This window comes from Jannaschia sp. L-14R (genome assembly GCF_056857695.1).
Genome location: NZ_JBSXNP010000011.1, coordinates 434,599 through 455,004, shown reverse-complemented (window position 1 = coordinate 455,004; position 20,406 = coordinate 434,599). Strand labels below are relative to the sequence as shown.

19 protein-coding genes and 1 pseudogene are annotated in these 20,406 nt (G+C 63.8%); 10 read left to right on the top strand and 10 right to left on the bottom strand.

Annotated features, from left to right (window positions below; all coding sequences use genetic code 11):
• Nucleotides 1–108: 108 nt before the first annotated feature.
• Nucleotides 109–582, top strand: coding sequence for an invasion associated locus B family protein (locus AC13C2_RS14995; RefSeq protein WP_245737526.1), 474 nt, complete (start codon nucleotides 109–111; stop codon nucleotides 580–582).
• Between the two features lie 107 nt (nucleotides 583–689).
• Nucleotides 690–1,865: a dual-specificity RNA methyltransferase RlmN gene (gene rlmN / locus AC13C2_RS14990; RefSeq protein ID WP_482887311.1), complete on the top strand. Its 1,176-nt coding sequence runs from the start codon at nucleotides 690–692 to the stop codon at nucleotides 1,863–1,865.
• A 294-nt stretch (nucleotides 1,866–2,159) separates the two neighbouring features.
• Here rlmN and serB read toward each other — a convergent pair whose 3' ends face one another.
• The gene (gene serB / locus AC13C2_RS14985; protein ID WP_474521095.1) at nucleotides 2,160–3,035 is read right to left on the bottom strand and encodes a phosphoserine phosphatase SerB; all 876 of its coding nucleotides are present in this window, start codon (nucleotides 3,033–3,035) and stop codon (nucleotides 2,160–2,162) included.
• Between the two features lie 155 nt (nucleotides 3,036–3,190).
• Between serB and AC13C2_RS14980 the strand changes: the two genes are divergently transcribed.
• From AC13C2_RS14980 to AC13C2_RS14970, 3 genes and pseudogenes are all read left to right on the top strand, one after another.
• Nucleotides 3,191–4,333, top strand: coding sequence for a phosphoserine transaminase (locus AC13C2_RS14980; RefSeq protein WP_482887309.1), 1,143 nt, complete (start codon nucleotides 3,191–3,193; stop codon nucleotides 4,331–4,333).
• A gap of 66 nt (nucleotides 4,334–4,399) precedes the next feature.
• Complete coding sequence (serA, locus tag AC13C2_RS14975) at nucleotides 4,400–5,992, top strand: phosphoglycerate dehydrogenase (RefSeq protein WP_482887308.1); 1,593 nt, start codon at nucleotides 4,400–4,402, stop codon at nucleotides 5,990–5,992.
• A 340-nt stretch (nucleotides 5,993–6,332) separates the two neighbouring features.
• A pseudogene (locus tag AC13C2_RS14970) lies at nucleotides 6,333–6,702 on the top strand (IS481 family transposase); the annotation flags it as partial.
• Here AC13C2_RS14970 and AC13C2_RS14965 read toward each other — a convergent pair.
• The 3 genes from AC13C2_RS14965 to AC13C2_RS14955 form a co-directional block, all read right to left on the bottom strand.
• Nucleotides 6,699–8,276, bottom strand: coding sequence for a gamma-glutamyltransferase family protein (locus AC13C2_RS14965; RefSeq protein ID WP_482887306.1), 1,578 nt, complete (start codon nucleotides 8,274–8,276; stop codon nucleotides 6,699–6,701). The pseudogene AC13C2_RS14970 and the gene AC13C2_RS14965 overlap by 4 nt on opposite strands.
• Nucleotides 8,277–8,602: 326 nt before the next feature.
• The gene (locus tag AC13C2_RS14960; RefSeq protein ID WP_339647061.1) at nucleotides 8,603–9,076 is read right to left on the bottom strand and encodes an ATP-binding protein; all 474 of its coding nucleotides are present in this window, start codon (nucleotides 9,074–9,076) and stop codon (nucleotides 8,603–8,605) included.
• Complete coding sequence (locus tag AC13C2_RS14955; protein ID WP_092759811.1) at nucleotides 9,073–9,408, bottom strand: STAS domain-containing protein; 336 nt, start codon at nucleotides 9,406–9,408, stop codon at nucleotides 9,073–9,075. The genes AC13C2_RS14960 and AC13C2_RS14955 overlap by 4 nt, the downstream gene beginning before the upstream one ends.
• Before the next feature lie 110 nt (nucleotides 9,409–9,518).
• Between AC13C2_RS14955 and AC13C2_RS14950 the strand changes: the two genes are divergently transcribed.
• The 5 genes from AC13C2_RS14950 (at nucleotide 9,519) to pheT (ending at nucleotide 14,714) form a co-directional block, all read left to right on the top strand.
• Nucleotides 9,519–10,697 carry a thiolase family protein gene (locus tag AC13C2_RS14950; RefSeq protein WP_482887615.1) on the top strand — a complete coding sequence of 393 codons (1,179 nt, stop codon included), beginning with the start codon at nucleotides 9,519–9,521 and terminating at the stop codon, nucleotides 10,695–10,697.
• 77 nt (nucleotides 10,698–10,774) lie between these two features.
• On the top strand, nucleotides 10,775–11,224 hold the full coding sequence (locus AC13C2_RS14945) for a GAF domain-containing protein (protein WP_482887305.1): 450 nt from the start codon (nucleotides 10,775–10,777) through the stop codon (nucleotides 11,222–11,224).
• Complete coding sequence (locus tag AC13C2_RS14940) at nucleotides 11,221–11,694, top strand: MOSC domain-containing protein (RefSeq protein WP_482887304.1); 474 nt, start codon at nucleotides 11,221–11,223, stop codon at nucleotides 11,692–11,694. The genes AC13C2_RS14945 and AC13C2_RS14940 overlap by 4 nt, the downstream gene beginning before the upstream one ends.
• Nucleotides 11,691–12,176, top strand: a complete 486-nt coding sequence (locus AC13C2_RS14935; protein ID WP_092759817.1) for a GNAT family N-acetyltransferase — start codon at nucleotides 11,691–11,693, stop codon at nucleotides 12,174–12,176. The genes AC13C2_RS14940 and AC13C2_RS14935 overlap by 4 nt, the downstream gene beginning before the upstream one ends.
• A 144-nt stretch (nucleotides 12,177–12,320) precedes the next feature.
• Nucleotides 12,321–14,714: a phenylalanine--tRNA ligase subunit beta gene (gene pheT, locus AC13C2_RS14930; protein WP_482887303.1), complete on the top strand. Its 2,394-nt coding sequence runs from the start codon at nucleotides 12,321–12,323 to the stop codon at nucleotides 14,712–14,714.
• A gap of 39 nt (nucleotides 14,715–14,753) precedes the next feature.
• Here the strand turns inward: pheT and AC13C2_RS14925 are convergent, their stop codons facing one another.
• The 6 genes from AC13C2_RS14925 to AC13C2_RS14900 form a co-directional block, all read right to left on the bottom strand.
• Nucleotides 14,754–15,581, bottom strand: a complete 828-nt coding sequence (locus AC13C2_RS14925) for a methyltransferase domain-containing protein (RefSeq protein ID WP_482887302.1) — start codon at nucleotides 15,579–15,581, stop codon at nucleotides 14,754–14,756.
• 88 nt (nucleotides 15,582–15,669) lie between these two features.
• Entirely contained in the window at nucleotides 15,670–16,710 is a 1,041-nt protein-coding gene (locus AC13C2_RS14920; protein ID WP_482887301.1) for a succinylglutamate desuccinylase/aspartoacylase family protein, read from the bottom strand.
• 1 nt (nucleotide 16,711) lies between these two features.
• Entirely contained in the window at nucleotides 16,712–17,617 is a 906-nt protein-coding gene (rimK, locus tag AC13C2_RS14915) for a 30S ribosomal protein S6--L-glutamate ligase (protein ID WP_482887300.1), read from the bottom strand.
• Nucleotides 17,614–18,093 carry an ATP-dependent zinc protease family protein gene (locus AC13C2_RS14910; RefSeq protein WP_092759829.1) on the bottom strand — a complete coding sequence of 160 codons (480 nt, stop codon included), beginning with the start codon at nucleotides 18,091–18,093 and terminating at the stop codon, nucleotides 17,614–17,616. Before AC13C2_RS14910 ends, rimK begins: the two co-directional genes overlap by 4 nt.
• A gap of 89 nt (nucleotides 18,094–18,182) precedes the next feature.
• On the bottom strand, nucleotides 18,183–19,370 hold the full coding sequence (locus tag AC13C2_RS14905; RefSeq protein ID WP_482887299.1) for a phenylacetate--CoA ligase family protein: 1,188 nt from the start codon (nucleotides 19,368–19,370) through the stop codon (nucleotides 18,183–18,185).
• Nucleotides 19,367–20,347: a phosphatase domain-containing protein gene (locus AC13C2_RS14900; RefSeq protein WP_139204644.1), complete on the bottom strand. Its 981-nt coding sequence runs from the start codon at nucleotides 20,345–20,347 to the stop codon at nucleotides 19,367–19,369. Before AC13C2_RS14900 ends, AC13C2_RS14905 begins: the two co-directional genes overlap by 4 nt.
• Between the last annotated feature and the right edge of the window lie 59 nt (nucleotides 20,348–20,406).

The following is a 20,406-nucleotide window of genomic DNA, read 5'->3' as shown; positions in this document are numbered from 1 at the left end:
CGGACAAAACCGGGCAGCCGGGGCCGCCGACGAGAGGCAAGGACGAACATGAAATTCAAGGCGATTGGGGCCACGATCTCGGCCGCACTTCTGACCACCGCATTGACGATGCCAGGCTTTGCACAGGACAGCTCCAACAGGGTGAATACGGAGACTGACTGGTCCGTCTTTGTCGAAGACAACCCGACCCAGTGCTGGATCGTGTCGGCCCCCAAGTCGATCCGAAACACCCGCGACGGGCGTGAGGTCGCGGCGCAGCGTGGCGATATCCGCCTCTTCGTCAGCTACTGGCCCGGTAGCGACAAGAAGGGCGAGGTCTCGGCGACCGGCGGCTATCCTTATGCCAGCGGCTCGACCGTGACGGTCGAGATCGGGACCGAAAGTTTCGAGATGTTCACCGATGGCGAACTGGCCTGGGCCGCATCGCCGACGGATGACGAGCGGCTTATCGCGGCCATGAAGCGCGGCGCGAACGCGGTCGTGAAGGGGCAGTCCGGACGCGGCACCCGAACCGAGGATTCGTTCAGCCTGATGGGCTTCACAGCGGCCGTCACCGACGCCGAGAAACGCTGCGGCGGCTGAGCCGGGCGCGACATCGGGCATTTGCGATTTTCGGCAGGCGTCCCTATATGGGGCGCCTGTTTCCATTGATCCCGCCCAGTCGCGATCTGACCTTTCGGATATCTGTCATGCAAGTTCCCATCACGCAGGATGTACACACCATCCCGCGCAAATTGCCCGAAAGCGACCGCCTGAATCTGATCGGTCTGACCCGCGACGCGTTGCGCGCAGCGTTGATTGCCGTTGGCACGCCGGAAAAGCAGGCCCGGATGCGGACCAATCAGCTGTGGCAGTGGCTGTATCATTGGGGCGTGCGGGACTTCGCGCTGATGACCAATCTGGCCAAGGATTTCCGCGCCACTCTGGCCAAGAACTTTACCATCGAATTGCCTGAAGTGATGACCCGGCAGGTATCCGAGGACGGCACCCGCAAATATCTTGTGCGGATCGCCGGCGGGCACGAGGTCGAAGTTGTCTATATCCCTGAAGACGGGCGCGGCACACTGTGTGTTTCCAGTCAGGTGGGATGCACCCTGACCTGTTCATTCTGCCATACCGGCACGCAAAAGCTGGTTCGCAACCTGACACCGGGCGAAATCGTCGGGCAGGTCATGCTGGCGCGGGACGATCTGGGCGAATGGCCGGAAAAGGGCGCGCCGAACGACCCGACCGCGCGGCTGCTGTCGAACATCGTTCTGATGGGCATGGGCGAGCCGCTCTATAATTTCGAGAATGTCCGCGACGCCATGAAGATCGTGATGGACGGCGAGGGCATCGCGCTGGGCCGTCGCCGCATCACCCTGTCGACATCCGGTGTCGTCCCTGAAATTGCCCGGACCGCGCAGGAAATCGGCTGCCTTCTGGCCGTCAGCTTCCACGCTACGACGGACGAGGTGCGCGATACGCTGGTCCCGATCAACAAGCGGTGGAATATCGCGGTGCTGCTGGACGCGCTGCGCGAATACCCCAAAGTTTCCAATTCCGAGCGGATTACCTTCGAGTATGTCATGCTGCACGGCGTCAATGACAGCGATGACGACGCCCATCGCCTGGTCGCGCTGCTTCAGGGGATTCCGGCCAAGGTGAACCTGATCCCGTTCAACGAATGGCCCGGCGCGCCCTATACCCGGTCCAGCAATAACCGCATTCATGCCTTCGCGAAGATTTTGATGGAAGCGGGCTATGCCTCGCCCATCCGTACACCGCGGGGCGAGGATATCATGGCCGCCTGCGGTCAGTTGAAATCAGCGACCGAACGGCAGCGGAAAAGCCGTGCCCAGATCGCCGCCGAAGCGGGTCTCTAGACAGGCGCAGGACGTTACCGTTTACGCGGGCGCGGCAGAAACACCGACAGGACGAAGCGGATCGGGTCGATTTCAACCATTGGACTGTCCTTGGGGTAAGGGGTCTGTCTGCCGCATAGTCCCAGTCAGTGACAGCCCGATGACAGCTGGAACCAGTCCCACATCATGCGGACCGCAATGGCGGAGGTGACGATCACCAGCAAGGGTTTGATGATCCGCGCGCGCCGACAGGCTGCAAGTCGCGCGCCGATGATCTGACCCGCATCCTTTGCCCGCCAAGCGGTCAGCGCGACATCACGTAACGAAGTCGTCCCGGTGATAGCCCTGTAGATAGAGCAGTGCCGTCAGGTCGCCGTGATTTACGCGCAAACCGGCCCCGGCCTGCACGGCGGGTTTCGCATGCAGCGCCACGCCCATTCCCGCCCGCCGCAACATGTCCAGATCGTTCGCCCCGTCCCCCACGGCGATGACATCGGTTTCGCCGATCGCCATTTCGGCGGTAAGTTCCTCCAGCGCATCGACCTTGGCCTGCCGTCCCAGAATCGGCAGGCCGGGCTGGCCGGTCAGTTTGCCGCCCTCCAGCAATAGAGTATTCGCCCGGTTCCAGTCGAACCCTAGCCGCGCCGCTATGGCTGACGTAAAGGCCGTGAACCCGCCTGACACCAATGCCGCCTTAGCCCCCTGCGCCTTCATCGTTGCCAGCAAGGTCTCCCCGCCTGGCATCAGTGTGATGCGGTCGGCCAGCACCCGGTCGATGACCGACGCATCCAGTCCGGCCAGCAATCCAACGCGTTCGTGCAACGCCCCCTCGAAGTCGACTTCGCCATTCATCGCGCGCACCGTGATTGCCGCCACCCGTTCGCCCACGCCCGCCTCAGTGGCCAGTTCGTCGATGCACTCCTGCTGGATCATGGTCGAATCCATATCGGCCAGCAGCAGGCGCTTCCTGCGCCCTTCCATCGGCACGACGTTCAGGTCGACACCCATCGCGTCCATCTGGTCCCGCGTCGCGTCCAGCGTGTCGGGTAGGCGATCCAGGTCGAACTCCGCCGCGATGCCAGGGTTCAGCCAGCGTGCGACACCACCGCCCCATCCGTTGCGCAGCGCTTCCACCAAAGAAAGGTCCACGACGGGCGCATCGGGCGAAGAGATCAGGACAACGGTATGCATCGCGGCGGTTTCCTATCGTGAACGCAGAACGCTGCCGCCCCGCTATTTGTCGCGCCTTAGCCCGATAATCGGCCTTGCGCGACCCCTTCGCGGGGAATAGCGACATCGGCGGGACACCCCTCCCCAACGAGGGGCATTTATCTGCAAGGATAGTTATGACTGATACTCTGAACGCGGGCGCGCGGCCCGTGACAAAACCGTCCAATCCGCGTTTTTCGTCCGGCCCCTGCGCCAAGCATCCGGGCTTTTCCCTTTCCGATCTGAGCAATGCACCCCTGGGCCGCAGCCACCGCGCCGCGCCGGGCAAGGCGAAACTCGCCGCCGCCATCGACCGGACCCGCGCCATTCTTGGCGTGCCCGACGATTACCGCATCGGCATCGTGCCCGCCTCCGACACCGGGGCCTACGAAATGGCCATGTGGACGATGCTGGGCGCGCGCCCCGTCACCATGCTGGCGTGGGAGAGCTTCGGCGCAGGATGGGTCACCGACGTGGTCAAACAGTTGAAGCTGGACGCCGATGTGCGGACAGCCGACTATGGCGCGCTGCCTTCGCTGGACATCGATCCGGACCGCGACATCTGTTTCACCTGGAACGGCACTACCTCGGGTGTCCGTGTTGCGAACGCCGACTGGATCGACGATGACCGCACCGGCCTGACGCTCTGCGATGCCACCAGCGCCGCATTCGCGATGGACTTGCCGTGGGACAAGCTCGATGTGGCGACGTTCAGCTGGCAAAAGGTGCTGGGTGGCGAGGGTGCGCATGGTATCCTGATCCTGTCGCCCCGCGCGGTCGAGCGGCTGGAAAGCTATACGCCCGCTTGGCCCCTGCCCAAGATATTCCGCCTGACCAAGGGTGGAAAACTCATCGACGGGATATTCCGGGGCGAGACGATCAACACCCCATCCATGATGGCGGTCGAAGATTATCTCGTCGCACTGGACTGGGCCGAAACTCTGGGCCTGTCCGGCCTGATCTCCCGCGCCGACGCCAGTGCGCAGCATGTCTGGGACTTCTGCGAAAGCCGCGACTGGATTGCCAATCTGGCCGACGATCCGGCCACAAGGTCCACCACATCGGTCTGCCTGAAGTTCACCGATCCGAATTTGCCCGCCGACTTTGCCAAGCGCGTCGCCAAACGGCTGGATGTGGAAGGCGTGGCATTCGACATCGCCAGCTATCGCGATGCACCCGCAGGCCTTCGGATCTGGTGCGGATCGACGGTCGAACCCGATGACGTTGCGGCATTGATGCCGTGGATCGAATGGGCCTATCGCGCCGAACTCGCCGCCTGACCCGGCCCTTCGGGCGCGCGGTTTCGCGCGGCCGACACCCCAGATTTTTTCAAAAAGGAGCCTCTGATGGCCCCCAAAGTTCTCATCTCCGACAGCTTGTCGGACGCCGCCGTCCAAATCTTCCGCGATCGCGGCATCGATGTCACCTTCGAGCCGGGCCTCGGCAAGGACAAGGACCGTCTGGCGGACGTCATCGGCCAATACGATGGCCTCGCCATCCGGTCCGCCACGAAAGTCACCGAAAAACTGCTGGACCGTGCGACCAATCTGAAGGTCGTCGGTCGCGCCGGTATCGGCACCGACAACATCGACAAGGACGCCGCCTCGCGTCGCGGTGTCATCGTCATGAACACACCCTTCGGCAATATGATCACCACCGCCGAACATGCCATCGCCATGATGTTCGCAGTCGCCCGCCAGATCCCCGAGGCGAATACGTCGACCCATGCAGGAAAGTGGGAAAAATCCAGATTCATGGGTGTCGAACTGTCCGGCAAGACGCTCGGCGTGATCGGGGCCGGCAACATCGGCGGCATCGTCTGTGACCGGGCGCGGGCGCTGCGCATGAAGGTCGTCGCCTATGATCCGTTCCTGTCCGAAGATCGCGCCACCAAGCTGGGCGTCGAGAAGGTCGAGCTGGACGATCTGCTGGCGCGTGCCGATTTCATCACGCTGCACGTCCCGCTGACCGAGCAGACGAAGAACATCCTGTCTGCCGAAAGCATCGCCAAGACCAAGCCCGGCGTTCGCATCATCAACTGCGCGCGGGGTGGTCTGGTGGACGAAGCGGCGTTGGCGGAGGCCTTGAAATCCGGCCATGTCGCGGGGGCGGCTTTCGACGTCTTCGCCGATGAACCGGCAACAAACAGCCCGCTGTTCAACCTGCCGAATGTCGTCGTCACCCCTCACCTCGGTGCCGCCACCACCGAGGCGCAGGAAAACGTCGCCCTGCAAGTGGCCGAGCAGATGTCGGACTACCTGCTGACCGGTGCCGTTACCAACGCACTCAACATGCCGTCGGTCACTGCGGAAGAAGCCAAGGTCATGGGCCCATGGGTCAAGGTCGCCGAGCATCTGGGGGCCTTCGTCGGCCAGATGACGAACGAACCGCTGAAAGCGATCGAGATCATTTACAACGGATCGGTCGCGTCGATGAACCTCGAGGCGCTGAACTGTTCGGCCATTGCGGGTGTCATGAAGGCGACCAACCCGGACGTGAACATGGTGTCTGCCCCCGTTGTCGCCCGCGAACGCGGCGTCGAGATCAGCACAACGCATCAGGACAAATCCGGTGCTTTCGACGGCTATATCAAGCTGGTGGTCAAGACGGCGACACGCGAACGGTCGATCGCGGGCACGGTGTTCAGCGACGGCAAGCCGCGGTTCATTCAGATCAAGGGCATCAACATCGACGCCGAAGTCGGGGCGCACATGCTCTATACCACCAATCATGACGAACCGGGCATCATCGGAACCCTGGGCGTGACCATGGGTGAGAACGGCGTAAACATCGCAAACTTCACATTGGGCCGGTCGGATCGGGGCAAGGATGCCATCGCGCTGCTCTATCTGGACGATCAGCCGGATGCTGACGTTCTGGACAAGCTACGGGCGACTGGCCTCTTCCAGAATGTCTCGCCGCTGCGTTTCAACGTCTGATCGGGCCGACCTGACAGGCCGGGGCGTGGATACAACGCCCCGCTTTTCCAAACGCGTCTTCGCTTGATAAGTGTGACGCGTTTCACCTGATCTGGTGGGCCATTTCACTTGGTTTGATCCGGGATAAAGCGGGAAGTGTCTGATCAATGCGGGACGGGCGGCCCGACCGATGTTCCTTAACGTGATCAAAGGCCGTGAAAGGATCGCTTGAAACCTCTTTTGAAGCCCCTTCGAAAGCGCCGCTTGCCCGCAGGACGGCGGCGGTCCACGGTTTGGCGAGAGGGACAAGCCGTTGCAGAAAGTGATCATCGGCTGACAGGCGGCGAATGTTGCCCGCCCCGATAACGGCTTCCAGTTCGCAGAGCAGTCGAGGAACCGAAACATGACCATCTCCCGGCCGATGCGCTTCGACATGATCTGCGAGGCGAACGGGATTGAGCACCGGCTGACCAAGATGCGTCATCCCTGGACGCACGTGCAGATCGGGCGCATGAACCTAACGGTCAGTCACGGTTAAACGGTTCCACTACGACAGCGATGAGCAGTTGCGCGCAGATCTCAACGACTTCTTCGCGGCATACAATTTTGCGCGACGCCTGAAGATACTCGGCGGACTCACTCCATACCAATACATCTGCAAAATCTGGACAACCGAGCCGGAAAGATTCAAATTCGATCCAAACCATCAGATGCCGGGACTTAACAGCTAGTATCCCAGGGCACAGCCGTCTTTTCGAGGGTCGCTTGCCCCTTCGAGATACCCGCTATCGTCGATGCGAATGGATTGGGCACCTCCGATCGGTCCTTCGGGAATCCGAACATTGTGGCCCATCGCATAAAGCTCGGCCCTGACCGTATCGGAATAGCCGAGTTCGACACTCATCACACCGTTGTCTGAAAATGCACGGGGTGCGTCGATTGCGCTTTGCGCGTCCATCCCGAAATCCACCATGTTCGACAGAAACCGCAGATGTCCGGCGGGCTGATATGCGCCGCCCATGACACCGAAGGGCATCGTGACGCGGCCGTTCTGCCGCAACATGCCCGGAATGATCGTATGCATCGGTCGCTTGCCCGGCCCCAATTCGTTCGGATGCCAACGGTCCAGCGTAAACCCCGCGCCCCGGTTCTGCATCAGGATGCCGAATTTTTCGGATGCGAGTCCGGTCCCGAAGGAATGGAAGATGGAGCAGATCAACGATACGGCCATGCGGTCCCGGTCAACCACGGTGATATAGACGGTGTCCTTGTGGATCGCCTCGGTCAGAGGGGCTGCTGCGGCCATCGCGCGTTTCGGATTGATGAGAGCGGCCAGTTTTTCTGCCGTGCCTGCATCCAGCATATGCATCAGTCGCACCGTATGATCATGGTCGGCCAGCAGGCGGTTGCGGGCGTCATAGGCCAGTTTTGCGGCTTCGGCTTCGATATGCGCGCGTTTCGACCCCATTGGGTCCAACGCCGTGATATCGAAATGTTTCAGAATATTGGCCATCAGGATAGCGGTCGCGCCCTGTCCGTTCGGTGGATGCTCGACCAGATCGATGCCCTTGTAGGTGCCGCTGATCGGGTCGGTCCAATCGCAGGCGGTGGCCGCGAAATCGGACACGACGTGAGCGCCGCCAGCGGCTTTCAGCGTTGCCACCATGTCTTCGGCCACCTCGCCGACATAGAACCCGTCGCGGCCCTTGTCGGCGATCCGGCGCAATACTTCGGCTTGACCGGGCAGGGCAAACTGATGGCCGGTTTTCAGAGGCTTGCCTTGCGCTAGATAGACGTCCCGTGCGCTGCCTTGCAGGCTCTCCTTGGCCAAAGCCCAGTCGAAGGCGACCCGCGGGGCGATGGGGACGCCGCTCTCGAAATAGGGGATCAACGGTCCGAGGATGTCGGCCATGCCCAGCTTGCCGAGTCGGTCGGACAGCGTGCAGAACGCGTCGACCGCCCCCGGCACCGTGACTGCATGGGCGGAATTGACCGGCACAGTCTTGAGCCCCTGTGCCCGGAGTTTTTGCGCGGACGATCCCTGTGCCGCCCGGCCCGAGCCGTTGAGAGCGAGGATATCTTCCCCGCCAGCGGGTTTGATCAGGGCGAAAGCGTCTCCACCCAGGCCGGTCATCTGCGGTTCGCACAGTCCCAGAATGACGGCACCCGCGATTGCTGCGTCCACTGCGTTTCCACCGCGCGCCAACGTGTCGATGGCAATTTTTGCGGCCAGCGGATGCGAGGTCGCGCACATGCCGTTCGTGGCAAGCACCGGGGATCGACCGGGAAGTTGAAAATAACGCATATTGGCCCCTTGGTGCGGCAAGTTTCGGCGGAGGCTATGATGGCGATGCAAGGGTGCCAAGGCCCATTCCGGGTGCCGTCGCGGGGCAGGGGCATGACCTCGACGGAGATGACTTGCTTCGGGGGCTGTCATCCTGCCGTCGAGGGAAGCTATGTGGAGCTACGGGTCGATTGTCGCTTCGCTTCAGGGCCGGGATGGGACCCAACTACGGCAGCAAAACGATCCATAATGATGTATTTCGCGACAATTCTGCCAATCTGGCAAGGGGGCCCTGGATTGGAAACACCGGCGGTTTGGGGTCAGTGCCATGCGGGACGGCGCGTTGCCTATCCCTCGTCTGCCTGTTCCAGAAACGAGAAACTCAGCCGGTTGATGCCGTTCTGGCGTTCGTAGACCATATCCTCGGTAAGGGTGTGGATGATGAACCAGCCGAAACCGCCTTCCGGCAGGTCGTCGATCGGGAGTTTCGCCTCAGGCAGGTCGACCGAGGCCAAGAGGGCGGGTGGCAAAGGGCGTCCCCTGTCTGTCGTTTCGACATGCAGACGGCCGTCTTCTCGGGTCACCTCCAGCATGACCCAGGCGGCCCCGATATCGGTCATGGCATGCTCCACGATGTTGTTGAGCACTTCGCCCAGAACAATCGTCACATCATGCTGCAACGAAAGTCGCAGACCTGTTGCGTCGAAGGCGCGGTGCAGCCGGGCAAGCTGTATGCTGACATCGTTCGCAGTCGCCGGAAACCTGCTGCGAAGCACGGCACACTGTGGCGATGGCATCGCTGCTGCGCGCGACGCAGTCATGCGGCCGACCGTCCGGCGGTGGGGGCCGCATCATGCAGGATGAACACGCTGTCCATTCGGGTCAGGGTCAGGACCTTGCGTACGATGGTGCCGCAGTTCGCCAGTTCCAATCGTCGCGCCCCGCCCAGCATCTTCATGATCGCGACGAGCGCGCCCAGTCCGCTGCTGTCCAGAAACTCGATCCGGGTCATGTCGATCATCACGCGATCGTCGAAGTCCTGAACCATCTGCCGGACCGCTTCCTTGAAAGGCACGGCGCCGGCGGCGTCGATCCGCGTGTCCTGCAACGTCAGAATCAGCAGGTCATCCGCGATCCGTCTTTCAATTTTCATTGCATACCTCGCATGACAGATGACCGGCCGTGCCGTGCGGCCACTGGAATCCCGCGCCTTTGACTGTCAGATTAGGACGCAGGTCTTACCAGAACGTGAATCGGAACAAGATGCAGCAAGTCGTGATTTCCGGGGCCAAGCGGACTCCGATGGGTGGGTTTCAGGGGGCATTGTCGCAGGTTTCTGCGTCGGAGCTTGGCGGCGCGTCCATTTCGGCGGCTCTGACCGATGCCGGAATCGCCCCGGAACAGGTCGGGGAACTGCTGATGGGATGCGTGCTTTCCGCAGGTCAGGGCCAGGCCCCGGCGCGCCAGGCGGGGTTCCATGGCGGACTGCCCAAGGACGTGCCCGCAACGACGCTCAACAAGATGTGCGGCAGCGGTATGAAAGCCGCGATGATAGCGCATGATCAGATACTTGCGGGTCAGGCGCATGTCATGATCGCGGGCGGAATGGAGAGCATGACGAACGCCCCCTATCTGTTGCCCGGCATGCGGGGCGGGGCGCGGCTGGGGCATGGCGTGACGGTCGATCACATGTTTCTGGACGGGTTGGAGGATGCCTATGATAAGGGCCGATTGATGGGCACCTTCGCGGAGGATTGTGCCGAGGCCTATCAATTCACCCGCGAGGCGCAGGATGAATATGCGCTGCGATCCCTGAGCCGGGCGCAGGTGGCGATTTCGTCGGGCGGCTTCGACCGCGAAGTCGCACCGTTTCAGATAGTTACGCGCAAGGGCCAGACGGTTGTCGCGCAAGACGAACAACCCGGCACGGCGCGGCCCGACAAGATCCCGACGCTGAAGCCCGCGTTCCGCAGGGACGGCACGGTGACGGCGGCGAATTCATCGTCGATCAGCGATGGGGCTGCCGCTATGGTATTGGTTTCAAGAGATTTTGCGGACCGGGAAGGTGTTCCGGTCCGGGCCAGGATCATGGGCCACGCGAGCCATGCGCAGGAGCCTGGTCTGTTCACGACAGCACCCGTGCCTGCGGCCCGCAAGCTGTTGAAAAAGCTGAACTGGTCGGTCGGCGATGTCGATCTGTGGGAGGTGAACGAAGCCTTTGCCGTCGTGCCGATGGCCTTCCTGCATGAAATGGGTTTAGACGTTGATATTGTTAACATAAATGGCGGCGCCTGTGCCTTGGGCCACCCGATCGGCGCATCGGGTGCGCGGATCATGGTGACGCTTTTGCACGCCCTCGAGTCGCGCGGATTGAAGCGTGGAATCGCCGCAATCTGCATCGGGGGCGGTGAGGGGACGGCAATCGCGCTGGAGCGGGATTGAGGGTGGGATTTCATGGGTGAAGAACGGGTGATCCGTGTCGGATATGCGTCGGACGTCATGAGGGGTGGACAGCCGCGATGATCCATTATCCGACCCTGCACAAGACCATCGCCAGCCTGACCGAAGGCGAGGACGATACGGTCGCGCTGATGGCCACGGTCGCCTGCGAGGTGCATCACGCCGACGACCGTTTCGACTGGACCGGGTTCTATCGCGTGACCGCGCCGGGGATGCTCAAGATCGGGCCGTATCAGGGCGGCCACGGGTGCCTGACGATCCCGTTCGACCGGGGCGTCTGCGGAGCCTGCGCGACCACGGGCGAGGTGCAGCTTGTGCCCGACGTCGATGCCTTTCCGGGACACATCGCCTGCGCGTCGTCCACCCGGTCGGAAATCGTGTTGCCGGTGTTCGACCGCACCGGAGCGCTGATCGCGGTGTTCGATATCGACAGCAACCGGGCGGGTGCCTTCACGTCCGAGGACGCAACGGAAATGTCGGCGATGCTGGATTCGGTTTTCGCGCAGTGAAGACGCTGCGCGATCTGATGGCGACCCATGCGCGGGCCGGGACCCTGGACTGGATCGGTCTGCGGCCGGAACGCCGGGCGGATCTGACGTCTGTCGACCGGGCCGTGGTGTCCGGGGCCGGACTGGAGGGCGATCATGGGCGACCGGGCAAGCGGGCAGTGACGTTGATCCAGGCGGAGCATCTGCCGGTGATCGCGGCGCTGTGCGAGGGCGAGGCAACGCCCGGTAACCTGCGACGCAATCTGGTGGTGTCGGGCGTGAACCTTGCCGCGTTGCGCGGACGGGAGGTGCGTCTGGGCGAGGTCGTGTTGCGGATCAACGGACCCTGCGCGCCGTGCAGCCGGATGGAGGAGACGCTGGGGCAGGGCGGTTATTCCGCCGTGCGGCACCATGGCGGCTGGTGCGCCTCGGTGGTGACCCCAGGTGAAATCGCCCTGGGCGATGCGGTGGCGCCGCTGGCGGCGCAATGATCCGTCCGGCCACATCAGCCGACCGGACGGCCATCCGCGATCTGCATCTGGCCTCGTGGCGCGACAGTTATGGTGCGGAATTATCGGCGGACTATCTGCGCGACACACTGCCCGCCGCCATGGATGAGAAGTGGTCCGCGCGGACATTCGGCGCACCGGAACTGACCCTGGTGGCCTATACCGATACGGAGATGACCGGGTTCGCCTGCGCGTTGACCGACCGCGATCCGCCGTTGATCGACAACCTGCACGTCCGGCCCGAGTTGCGCGGCGGCGGAACGGGCGGGAAATTGTTGGCGGCGATGAAGGTCGCGCTGCGGGAGGCCGGGTTCGTCCGTGCCTATCTGACGGTGCTGGAGTCGAACCCGCGCGCGCTGGCCTTTTATCTGGCGCAGGGCGGCGTGGACGAGGGGCCGGTGGACGATATCATGGTGGGTCATGTGGTGAAGGCCCGGCGGATCGGGTTCGATCTTTGCAGTTGAACTGTCGTTCCCGGCCTTGAGACGAAGGCCATCCGTCGGGAATGCCCCGGATCCGGCCAGAGGATGATCGCGCGCCGTTCGCCCCATCTTCAAACCCCCGGCGGGATGCGGTAGTCGGGCGGGAAATCTACGGGATGCACGACCATGAAATTCACCCTCTCCTGGCTGAAACGCCATCTCGACACGCAGGCTTCGGTCGACGAGATCGCCGAGACGCTGACCGATCTGGGTCTGGAGGTCGAAGGCATCGAGGACCGTGCGGCGCGGCTGCGCGATTTCACCATCGGCAAGGTGGTGTCGGCCGAGAAGCACCCGGATGCCGACCGGCTCAAGGTCTGTCAGGTCGAGACCGACGAAGGTGTCCAGCAGATCATCTGCGGTGCGCCCAACGCGCGCGAGGGGATCACCGTCGTCATCGCCAAGCCGGGCGTCTATGTCCCCGGCATCGACACGACCATCGGAGTCGGCAAGATCCGCGGGATCGAGAGTTTCGGAATGATGGCCTCCGAGCGCGAGCTGGAGCTGTCGGAGGAACACGACGGGATCATCGAACTGCCCTCGGGCGCGGTCGGGCAGCGGTTCACCGACTGGCTGGCCGAGAATGACCCGGCCAAGGTCGATCCGGTGATCGAGATCGCGATTACGCCGAACCGGCCGGACGCGCTGGGCGTGCGCGGCATTGCCCGCGATCTGGCGGCGCGGGGCCTGGGCGTGTTGAAGCCATTGGAGACGCCCAAGATCGACGCCGGATTCGATTGCCCGGTCGATGTGACCATCGACGACGATACCCGCGACGGATGCCCGGTTTTTGCCTTGCGCCTGATCCGGGGCGTCCGGAACGGGCCGTCGCCCGAGTGGTTGCAGGATCAGTTGCGGGCCATCGGGTTGCGGCCGATCAGCTTCCTCGTGGATGTGACGAACTGGTTCACCTATGACCTGAACCGGCCTTTGCACGTATTCGATGCCGATATCGTCAAGGGCGACCTGCGTGTGCATCGTGCCGCCGGGGGCGAGACGATCACGGCGCTGGACGACAAGGCGTATACGCTGCCTGCGGGCGCGATGGTGATTTCGGATGACGCGGGCGTCGAAAGCATCGCCGGGATCATGGGGGGCGCACATTCGGGCGTGACCGGGGCGACGGTGAACGTGCTGGTCGAAAGCGCCTATTGGGACCCGGTACAGATCGCCCTGACGGGCCGGGCGCTGAAGATCAATTCGGACGCGCGGTATCGGTTCGAGCGGGGCGTCGACCCGGCGTTCACGCCCGAGGGGCTGGACTTCGCGACGCGGATGATTCTGGACAACGCGGGGGGCGAGGCGTCGGAAATGGTCGTCGCGGGCGCGGTGCCGGATGTGGACCGGGCCTATACGCTGGACACGGCGCGGATCGAGAGCCTTGTCGGCATGTCGATCCCCGGCGACGAGCAGCGCGCGTCACTGACCGCGCTCGGTTTCCGGCTGGACGGCGACATGGCGCATGTGCCGTCGTGGCGACCGGATGTTCAGGGCGAGGCCGATCTGGTCGAGGAGGTCGCGCGGATCGCGTCGCTGACCAGGCTGGAGGGACGCCCGATGATGCGCGCGCCCGGCATCCTGCGGCCCGTTCTGACGGTCGCGCAGCAACGCGAACGGATGGCGCGGCGGACGGCGGCATCGCTTGGGTATAATGAATGCGTGACCTATTCGTTCATCGATCAGGCGTCGGCTGCGCTGTTCGGGGGGGGCTCTAACGCGACGCGGCTGGACAACCCGATCAGCAGCGACATGAGCCACATGCGGCCCGCTTTGCTGCCCGGTCTGTTGCAGGCGGCGGCGCGCAATCAGGCGCGCGGCATCGCCGACATGGCGCTGTTCGAGCTGGGCACGGCGTTTCATGGCGGCGCACCGGGGGAGCAGCATCAGATGATTTCGGGTCTTCTGATCGGGCATACCGGGCCGAAGTCGGTGCATGGTGACCGCCGACCCGTCGATGTCTTCGATGCCAAGGCGGATGCCGAGGCGGTGCTGTCGGCCATCGGTGCGCCCGCACGCGCGCAGATCCTGCGCGGCGCGGCAGAGTGGTGGCATCCGGGGCGGTCGGGGCGCATCTGTCTGGGGCCGAAGAAGACGCTGGCGGTGTTCGGCGAAATCCACCCGAAGGTGCTCAGGGCGATGGACGTGAAAGGTCCGGCGGTGGGCTTCTCCATATGGCCGGGCGAGGTGCCGATGCCCAAGGCTGGCGGCACGGCCCGCGCGCCGCTGGTGCTGTCGGATTTGCAGGCGGTGGAGCGGGACTTTGCCTTCGTCGTGGATGCACAGGTCGAGGTTCAGGCGCTGGTGAACGCGGCGCAGGGGGCCGACAAGGCGCTGATTTCGGACGTGCGCGTGTTCGACGAATTCGTCGGCGGCAGTCTGGGCGAGGGGCGCAAGTCGCTGGCCCTGACGGTGCGCCTGCAACCGACCGATGCGACCCTGACCGACAAGGAGATCGAAGCGGTCAGCGCGAAGATCGTCGAGAAGGTAGTGAAGGCCACGGGCGGTGAGCTGAGAGGGTAGGACTGCGCCATCTGAGAGGGTTACCGAAACCCCCGGCCATCAGGCGCGTCTTGCCACGATCACGACCGAAGGGGCCGGGACGAGATAGCCCTGCGGTGTCCGCGTTCCGTCGGCCGTGACGCGCCGGGCCAGATCGTCCCGAATGGCGTTGCGTCTGGTCTCCTTTTGCCGGCTGAGCAGCGAAGCCGCACGCACGGCAGCTGCGTCGAACAGATCGAACAGGGCTGTGGGGCGGGAGAGGCTCAGCTCGGATGCGACATCGTGAGAGTTCATGTCGACAAATCCCGCAGCTTCGACCACAGGCCGGGCCTGGGCGCGATCAACGAAGGCATGGGCGTCGGGGCCTTCGGGCAGGGTGATCGACGGATCGGCCAAGCGGCCGACGGCATCGAAAAGCCAGCCGAATGAACCGCTCGACCCTTTGCCCCGCCAAATGGAAAACGCGATCCGTCCGCCCGGTTTGAGCACCCGACAGGCCTCCGCCAAACCTTGGTCCGGGTCCGGAAAATGCGGGACGCCGAAGCCAATCGTAACTGCGTCGAAGCTTCGGTCGGGAAACTCCATCGCCATGGCATCGCCGTACACGAAGCGGGCCTCCGGTACGGCCGACCGGGCTAGCGCTATCATCGAATCCGAAAAGTCGAGCCCGGTAACAACGGCGCCCCGTGCCACAAGCTCTGCCGCAACGACGCCGTGCCCGGTGCAGAGATCCAGAACTCGGGTGCCGGGCGCCGCCTCGACAGCATCTGCCAGCCTTCGCGCCACAAGCCGTGTCGCTGTCCCGAAGCCGTCGGCATAGCCTTTCGCGATCGATGGGTTGCCCCAGCCATCGCGCTCCATCTTCTCGAAATCAGCGGTATCGACCATCTCTCACCTACCGGGTCAAAGAGTACCCGATGGCCGACTTGAAACAAGGACAGACTCCTGCGGGGGCAGTCTGGCTCGAAGCCGCGGGTCAGAGAATCTCGTCTTCGTCAAACAGCGGGTCGTCGGCCATCTGCGTCGTGACATCATCCATTGTCGTCTCGGCCCGCGACAAGGATGCGACGCGCCCCAGGTGGAAGACAGCGTCGCCTTCGTTGACCACGGGCATGACGGCACGACCGACGATGATGCCGTCGAAGGGGGCGGTGATCTCCTGCTCCTCCTCGCCGAAGGGGTCGGAGACGGCGGCGAGGACGGCGCCTTTTTCCACCACGTCGCCGTCGGCCCGGAACGTCCGGAGCAGCCCGCCCGAGGGCGCGCGCAGCCATTTGGACGAGGTGCAGACCTGCGGCGTGCCCTGCGCCGCCGCGATGCCCCGTCCGCCGATCATGCCGCGATAGCGCAGGATGCGCAGGATGCCCGCGACACCCACGCGGACGCAGTGTTCGTCAAAGCGTAATCCCTCGCCCGCTTCATACAACAGGATATCCTTGCCCATCGTCTTCGCCGCGCCGCGCAGGGACCCGTCGCGCAGGGGCGATTGCAGGATGACCGGCGCGCCGAAGACCTGCGCCAGATCCATGGTCACCGGATTGTCGGGTGAAATGCGGATCTGCGGCAGGTTGGTGCGATGGACAGCCGCCGAGTGCAGGTCGATGCCGAAGTCCGACCGCGCGACGATCTCGGTCAGGAACAGATGCGCCAGCCGCGAGGCGAGCGAGCCTGCGGGACTGCCGGGAAAGCTGCGGTTCAGGTCGCGGCGGTCGGGCAGATAGCGCGAGTGGTTCATGAAACCGAAAGCATTGACGATGGGAATGACGATCAGCGTGCCCTTGACGGCCTTGCGTGCCGTCGCACGCAACAGGCGGCGCACGATTTCCACCCCGATAACCTCGTCGCCGTGGATACCCGCGCTGACGAAGACGACCGGTCCTTCGGACTTGCCGTGAATGACATGGACCGACATCGAAACCGGCGTGTGGTCCGACAGGTGGCTGACGGGCAGGTCGATCGTGGCGCGCCCGCCCGGTGCGACGGAGTGTTCGCCGATGGCGAAAGGCGCGCGCGGCATGTCAGCCCTTGCCCCTGGTCTTGGTGGCACCGGGCTTGGCGACCTTTTCCAGATGTTCGATGATCTTGCCCGCGATATCGATGCCGGTGGCGTTTTCGACGCCTTCGAGGCCGGGAGAGGAATTGACCTCCATCACGACCGCGCCGTGGTTGGCGCGCAGCATGTCGACGCCGCAGACCTGCAGCCCCATGGACTTGGCCGAGCGGATCGCGGTTGAGCGTTCCTCGGGCGTCAGCTTGATGACGGCGGCCGACCCGCCACGGTGCAGGTTGGAGCGGAATTCGCCTTCGGCACCGGTCCGCTTCATCGCCGCGATGACCTTGCCGCCGACGACGAGGGCGCGGATGTCGGTGCCGCCCGCTTCCTTGATGAACTCCTGGATCAGGATGTTGGTATTGGTGGCGCGGAACGCCTCGATCACGGATTTGGCGGAGCGGTCGGTGTCGGCCAGAACGACGCCGAGGCCTTGGGTGCCTTCCAGCAGCTTGATGACCAGTGGCGCCCCGCCGGCAAGGGCCAGCACCTCCTCGGTCTGTTTCGGGTCGTGGGCGAAGGTCGTCACCGGAAGGCCGATGCCATCCCGCGCCAGTAGCTGCATCGAGCGGAGCTTGTCGCGCGAGCGCCCGATGGCGACGGATTCGTTGAGGGGATAGACGCCCATCATCTCGAACTGGCGCAGAACGGCGAGACCGTAGAACGTGATCGACGCGCCGATCCGCGGGATAACGGCGTCGAAGCCTTCGAGTTTCTCGCCGTTGTAATACATCTCGGGGCGGCGGCTGGCGATGTTCATGTAGCAGCGCAGCGTGTTGATGATGTGCAATTCGTGGCCGCGTTTCTCGGCGGCTTCCTTCAGGCGCTGGTGGGAAAAGAGATTGGCGTTACGAGCCATCATGGCGATTTTCATTGGACTGCCTTTCCGCGCCGCCTGGGCGCAAGGTTTGGATCTGTCTTCAATCGGGTCCGGCGGGTGTGCACGGCCACATTATGGGCATTCAGCGCGGTGCGTCCGACGATCATCGCGCTGCGCATGTTGGACCGGTCGGTCAGAGACAGGTCGATCCGCCAGGTGTGACCCGCGATCAGAAGGTCGGTGCGGATGACATAGCGGGTTTCGGGCACGCCGCTGGTATTCTTGATATCGCGCGTGTCGTGAATCGGGTGTTCCAGCGTTGCGCCGATTTTCGCACGGGCATGGCGCACGCGAAACCGGACCCAGGGCTGGCCGTCGCGCTCGAAAGGTTCGATCCGGTCGGCATGAAGCGCAGAAGTCCGTGCGCCGGTGTCGATCTTGGCCGCGATGTCGGGCAGACCGAGTTTCGGCAGACCGACCCTCTCCATCCAGCCGACGACAATCAGTTCTTTTGGCTTGGACACCGCCATCCCCTTGATCGGACTATGTGTCCATAGCGGCTACATCTATCCGAGTAACGGACAAAGGAAAGCAGCATGTGCAGGGCGGCGTCGGCGCGTCAGCCATATTCCCGTTTGTCGTCAATGACTTTTCCGTCGTTCGGCAGCGTGTCGACGCGGCTGATACGGCCCTTCAGCTTCAGGGTCTGGGCCACGCTTTCGCCCCATGCGCGCGGGTCCCCGTCATCGGCCTCGATGGCGATATCCATCGCATCCATCTCGCCCTCGCGGGTAACGGTGACGCGGGCGGCGCGGATCTCGGGATGGCGGGCGACCAGTTCGGCGACCTGTTCGGGGCGAACGAACATGCCCTTGATCTTGGCAGTCTGATCGGCGCGGCCCATCCAGCCCTTGATGCGGACATTCGTGCGCCCGCAGGGGGAGGTGCCGTCCATCATCGCGCTCAGATCGCCGGTGGCGAAGCGGATCAGCGGATAATCGGGGTTCAGCGTGGTGACGACGACTTCGCCGACCTCGCCGGGCGCGACGGGATCGCCGGTGCCGGGGCGGACAATTTCGAGGATAACGCCTTCATCGACGATCATGCCGTCCATGGCATGGCTTTCATAGGCGATATTGCCCAGATCGGCGGTGGCATAGCATTGCAGGCAGGCGATGCCCCGGTCGGCATATTCCTGTCGGAGCGACGGGAACAGCGCCCCTCCGCCGACCGCGGCGCGCGTGAAGGCGAGCGTCTCGCCCATCTCATCCGCCCGGTCGAGGATCACCTTCAGGTAGTCCGGCGTGCCCGCATAGGCGGTGCAGCCGATGTCCTTCGCGGCCCTGACCTGAAGGTCGGTCTGGCCGGTGCCGGCGGGCAGGACCCGCGCCCCGACGGCGCGCGCGCCGCTTTCGAAGATCATTCCGGCGGGGGTCAGATGATAGCCGAAGCAGTTCTGCACGGTGTCGGAGGGCCCGATGCCGCAGGCGTGCAGGAAGCGACCCATGCGCCACCAGTCGTGGGTGATGCCGCCGGGTTCGTAGATCGGGCCGGGCGACTGGAACACATGCGCCACGTCGCCGACGTGCAGACCGCCGAACGGGGGCTGTCCGGCCTGCCATCCGGACAATTGCGCTTTGCGCAGGACGGGCAGTCTGGACAGGTCCGACAGGTCCCGGATATCCATATCCGACAGGTGGCTTCCGGGTATCCTTGCCACCCGGTCCAACTGTGTCCTCAAGGCGTTCAGCTGGGCGGCGTGTCGCGCGTCCGTCGAACGGGTTTCCAGATCGTCGTAATGGCTCATTCCACCCCCCAATACCGCAATGCTCCGTCGAAGCTGGGCGCGTGAAAGCACGGCACACCCGCCGCTTCGATCGCCGCGAAGGCGGCCATATCGTCGGCACCTACGCCCGGTGCCGGTTCGCGCAATGCCACGCCGCGGATGCGACCCGGATGGCGGGCGATCACATCGCGGTAGACGATGGCGTCCTGTTGCCCGGAATCGCCCATCAGATAGGCGGGAAGGTCCGGGTTCACAGCCAGCAATGTGTCGATCGCCGCGCCCTTGTGCGTCAGGTGGCTTGCACCGACACCCTCGTCCGTCAGGCCCAGGTCGCGCAGGAACATCGGACCCTTGGGCACGCCTTCGCGCGCGAACAGACTGTCGAGAAAATCATGCAGGTTCCAGGGGCTGGATGAGACGTAGAACACCGGGTTGCGCCCCCCATCGACCAGAGTGGTCATCAGCGCGAGGGCGTCATCATGCACCTGTCGCGTCAGGGCGGAACCGGTGAAGGTCGTCCAGAGGTTTCGGGCCAGTGAATGCGCGCCGGTCTGGATCATCGTGTCGTCGATATCCGAGAGGATCATGTAGTCGGCATCGGGCGCGGGGATGCGGGCGGGAAACGGGACCGGAGGCTGGCCCGCGATGGCCAGCGGCACATCGACCCAGCCTGGGGCGAAGTCGCCCTGCACGATCAGCCGGACATAACCTTCGGCATCCGATGTCGCGGTGACGCCGGCGCCGGTGACAGGGACGTCAGCCACTTCGTCGGTGACGAACAGATTCACCATCTGGCGCAGGTTGGTCCACCTGGATTGCTCCGCATCCGGCTCGCTCCGCCGCAGATGGCTCAGAACCCGACCGCGCAGCACGACGCCTTCGGGCGTGGCATAGCCGAGATAGGGTTCGAGGACAGGTTCGGAATCGTCGCGGTCGCCGATCCGCTCAAGGCCGGATTCGACAAGACGGGCAGCGCGTCGGGCAAGCGGTTTCAGCAAGTGGACCTCCGATATGTTCCGAAGGTCAACGGCTTGCGGCGGCAGAAGGGTCCAATGCA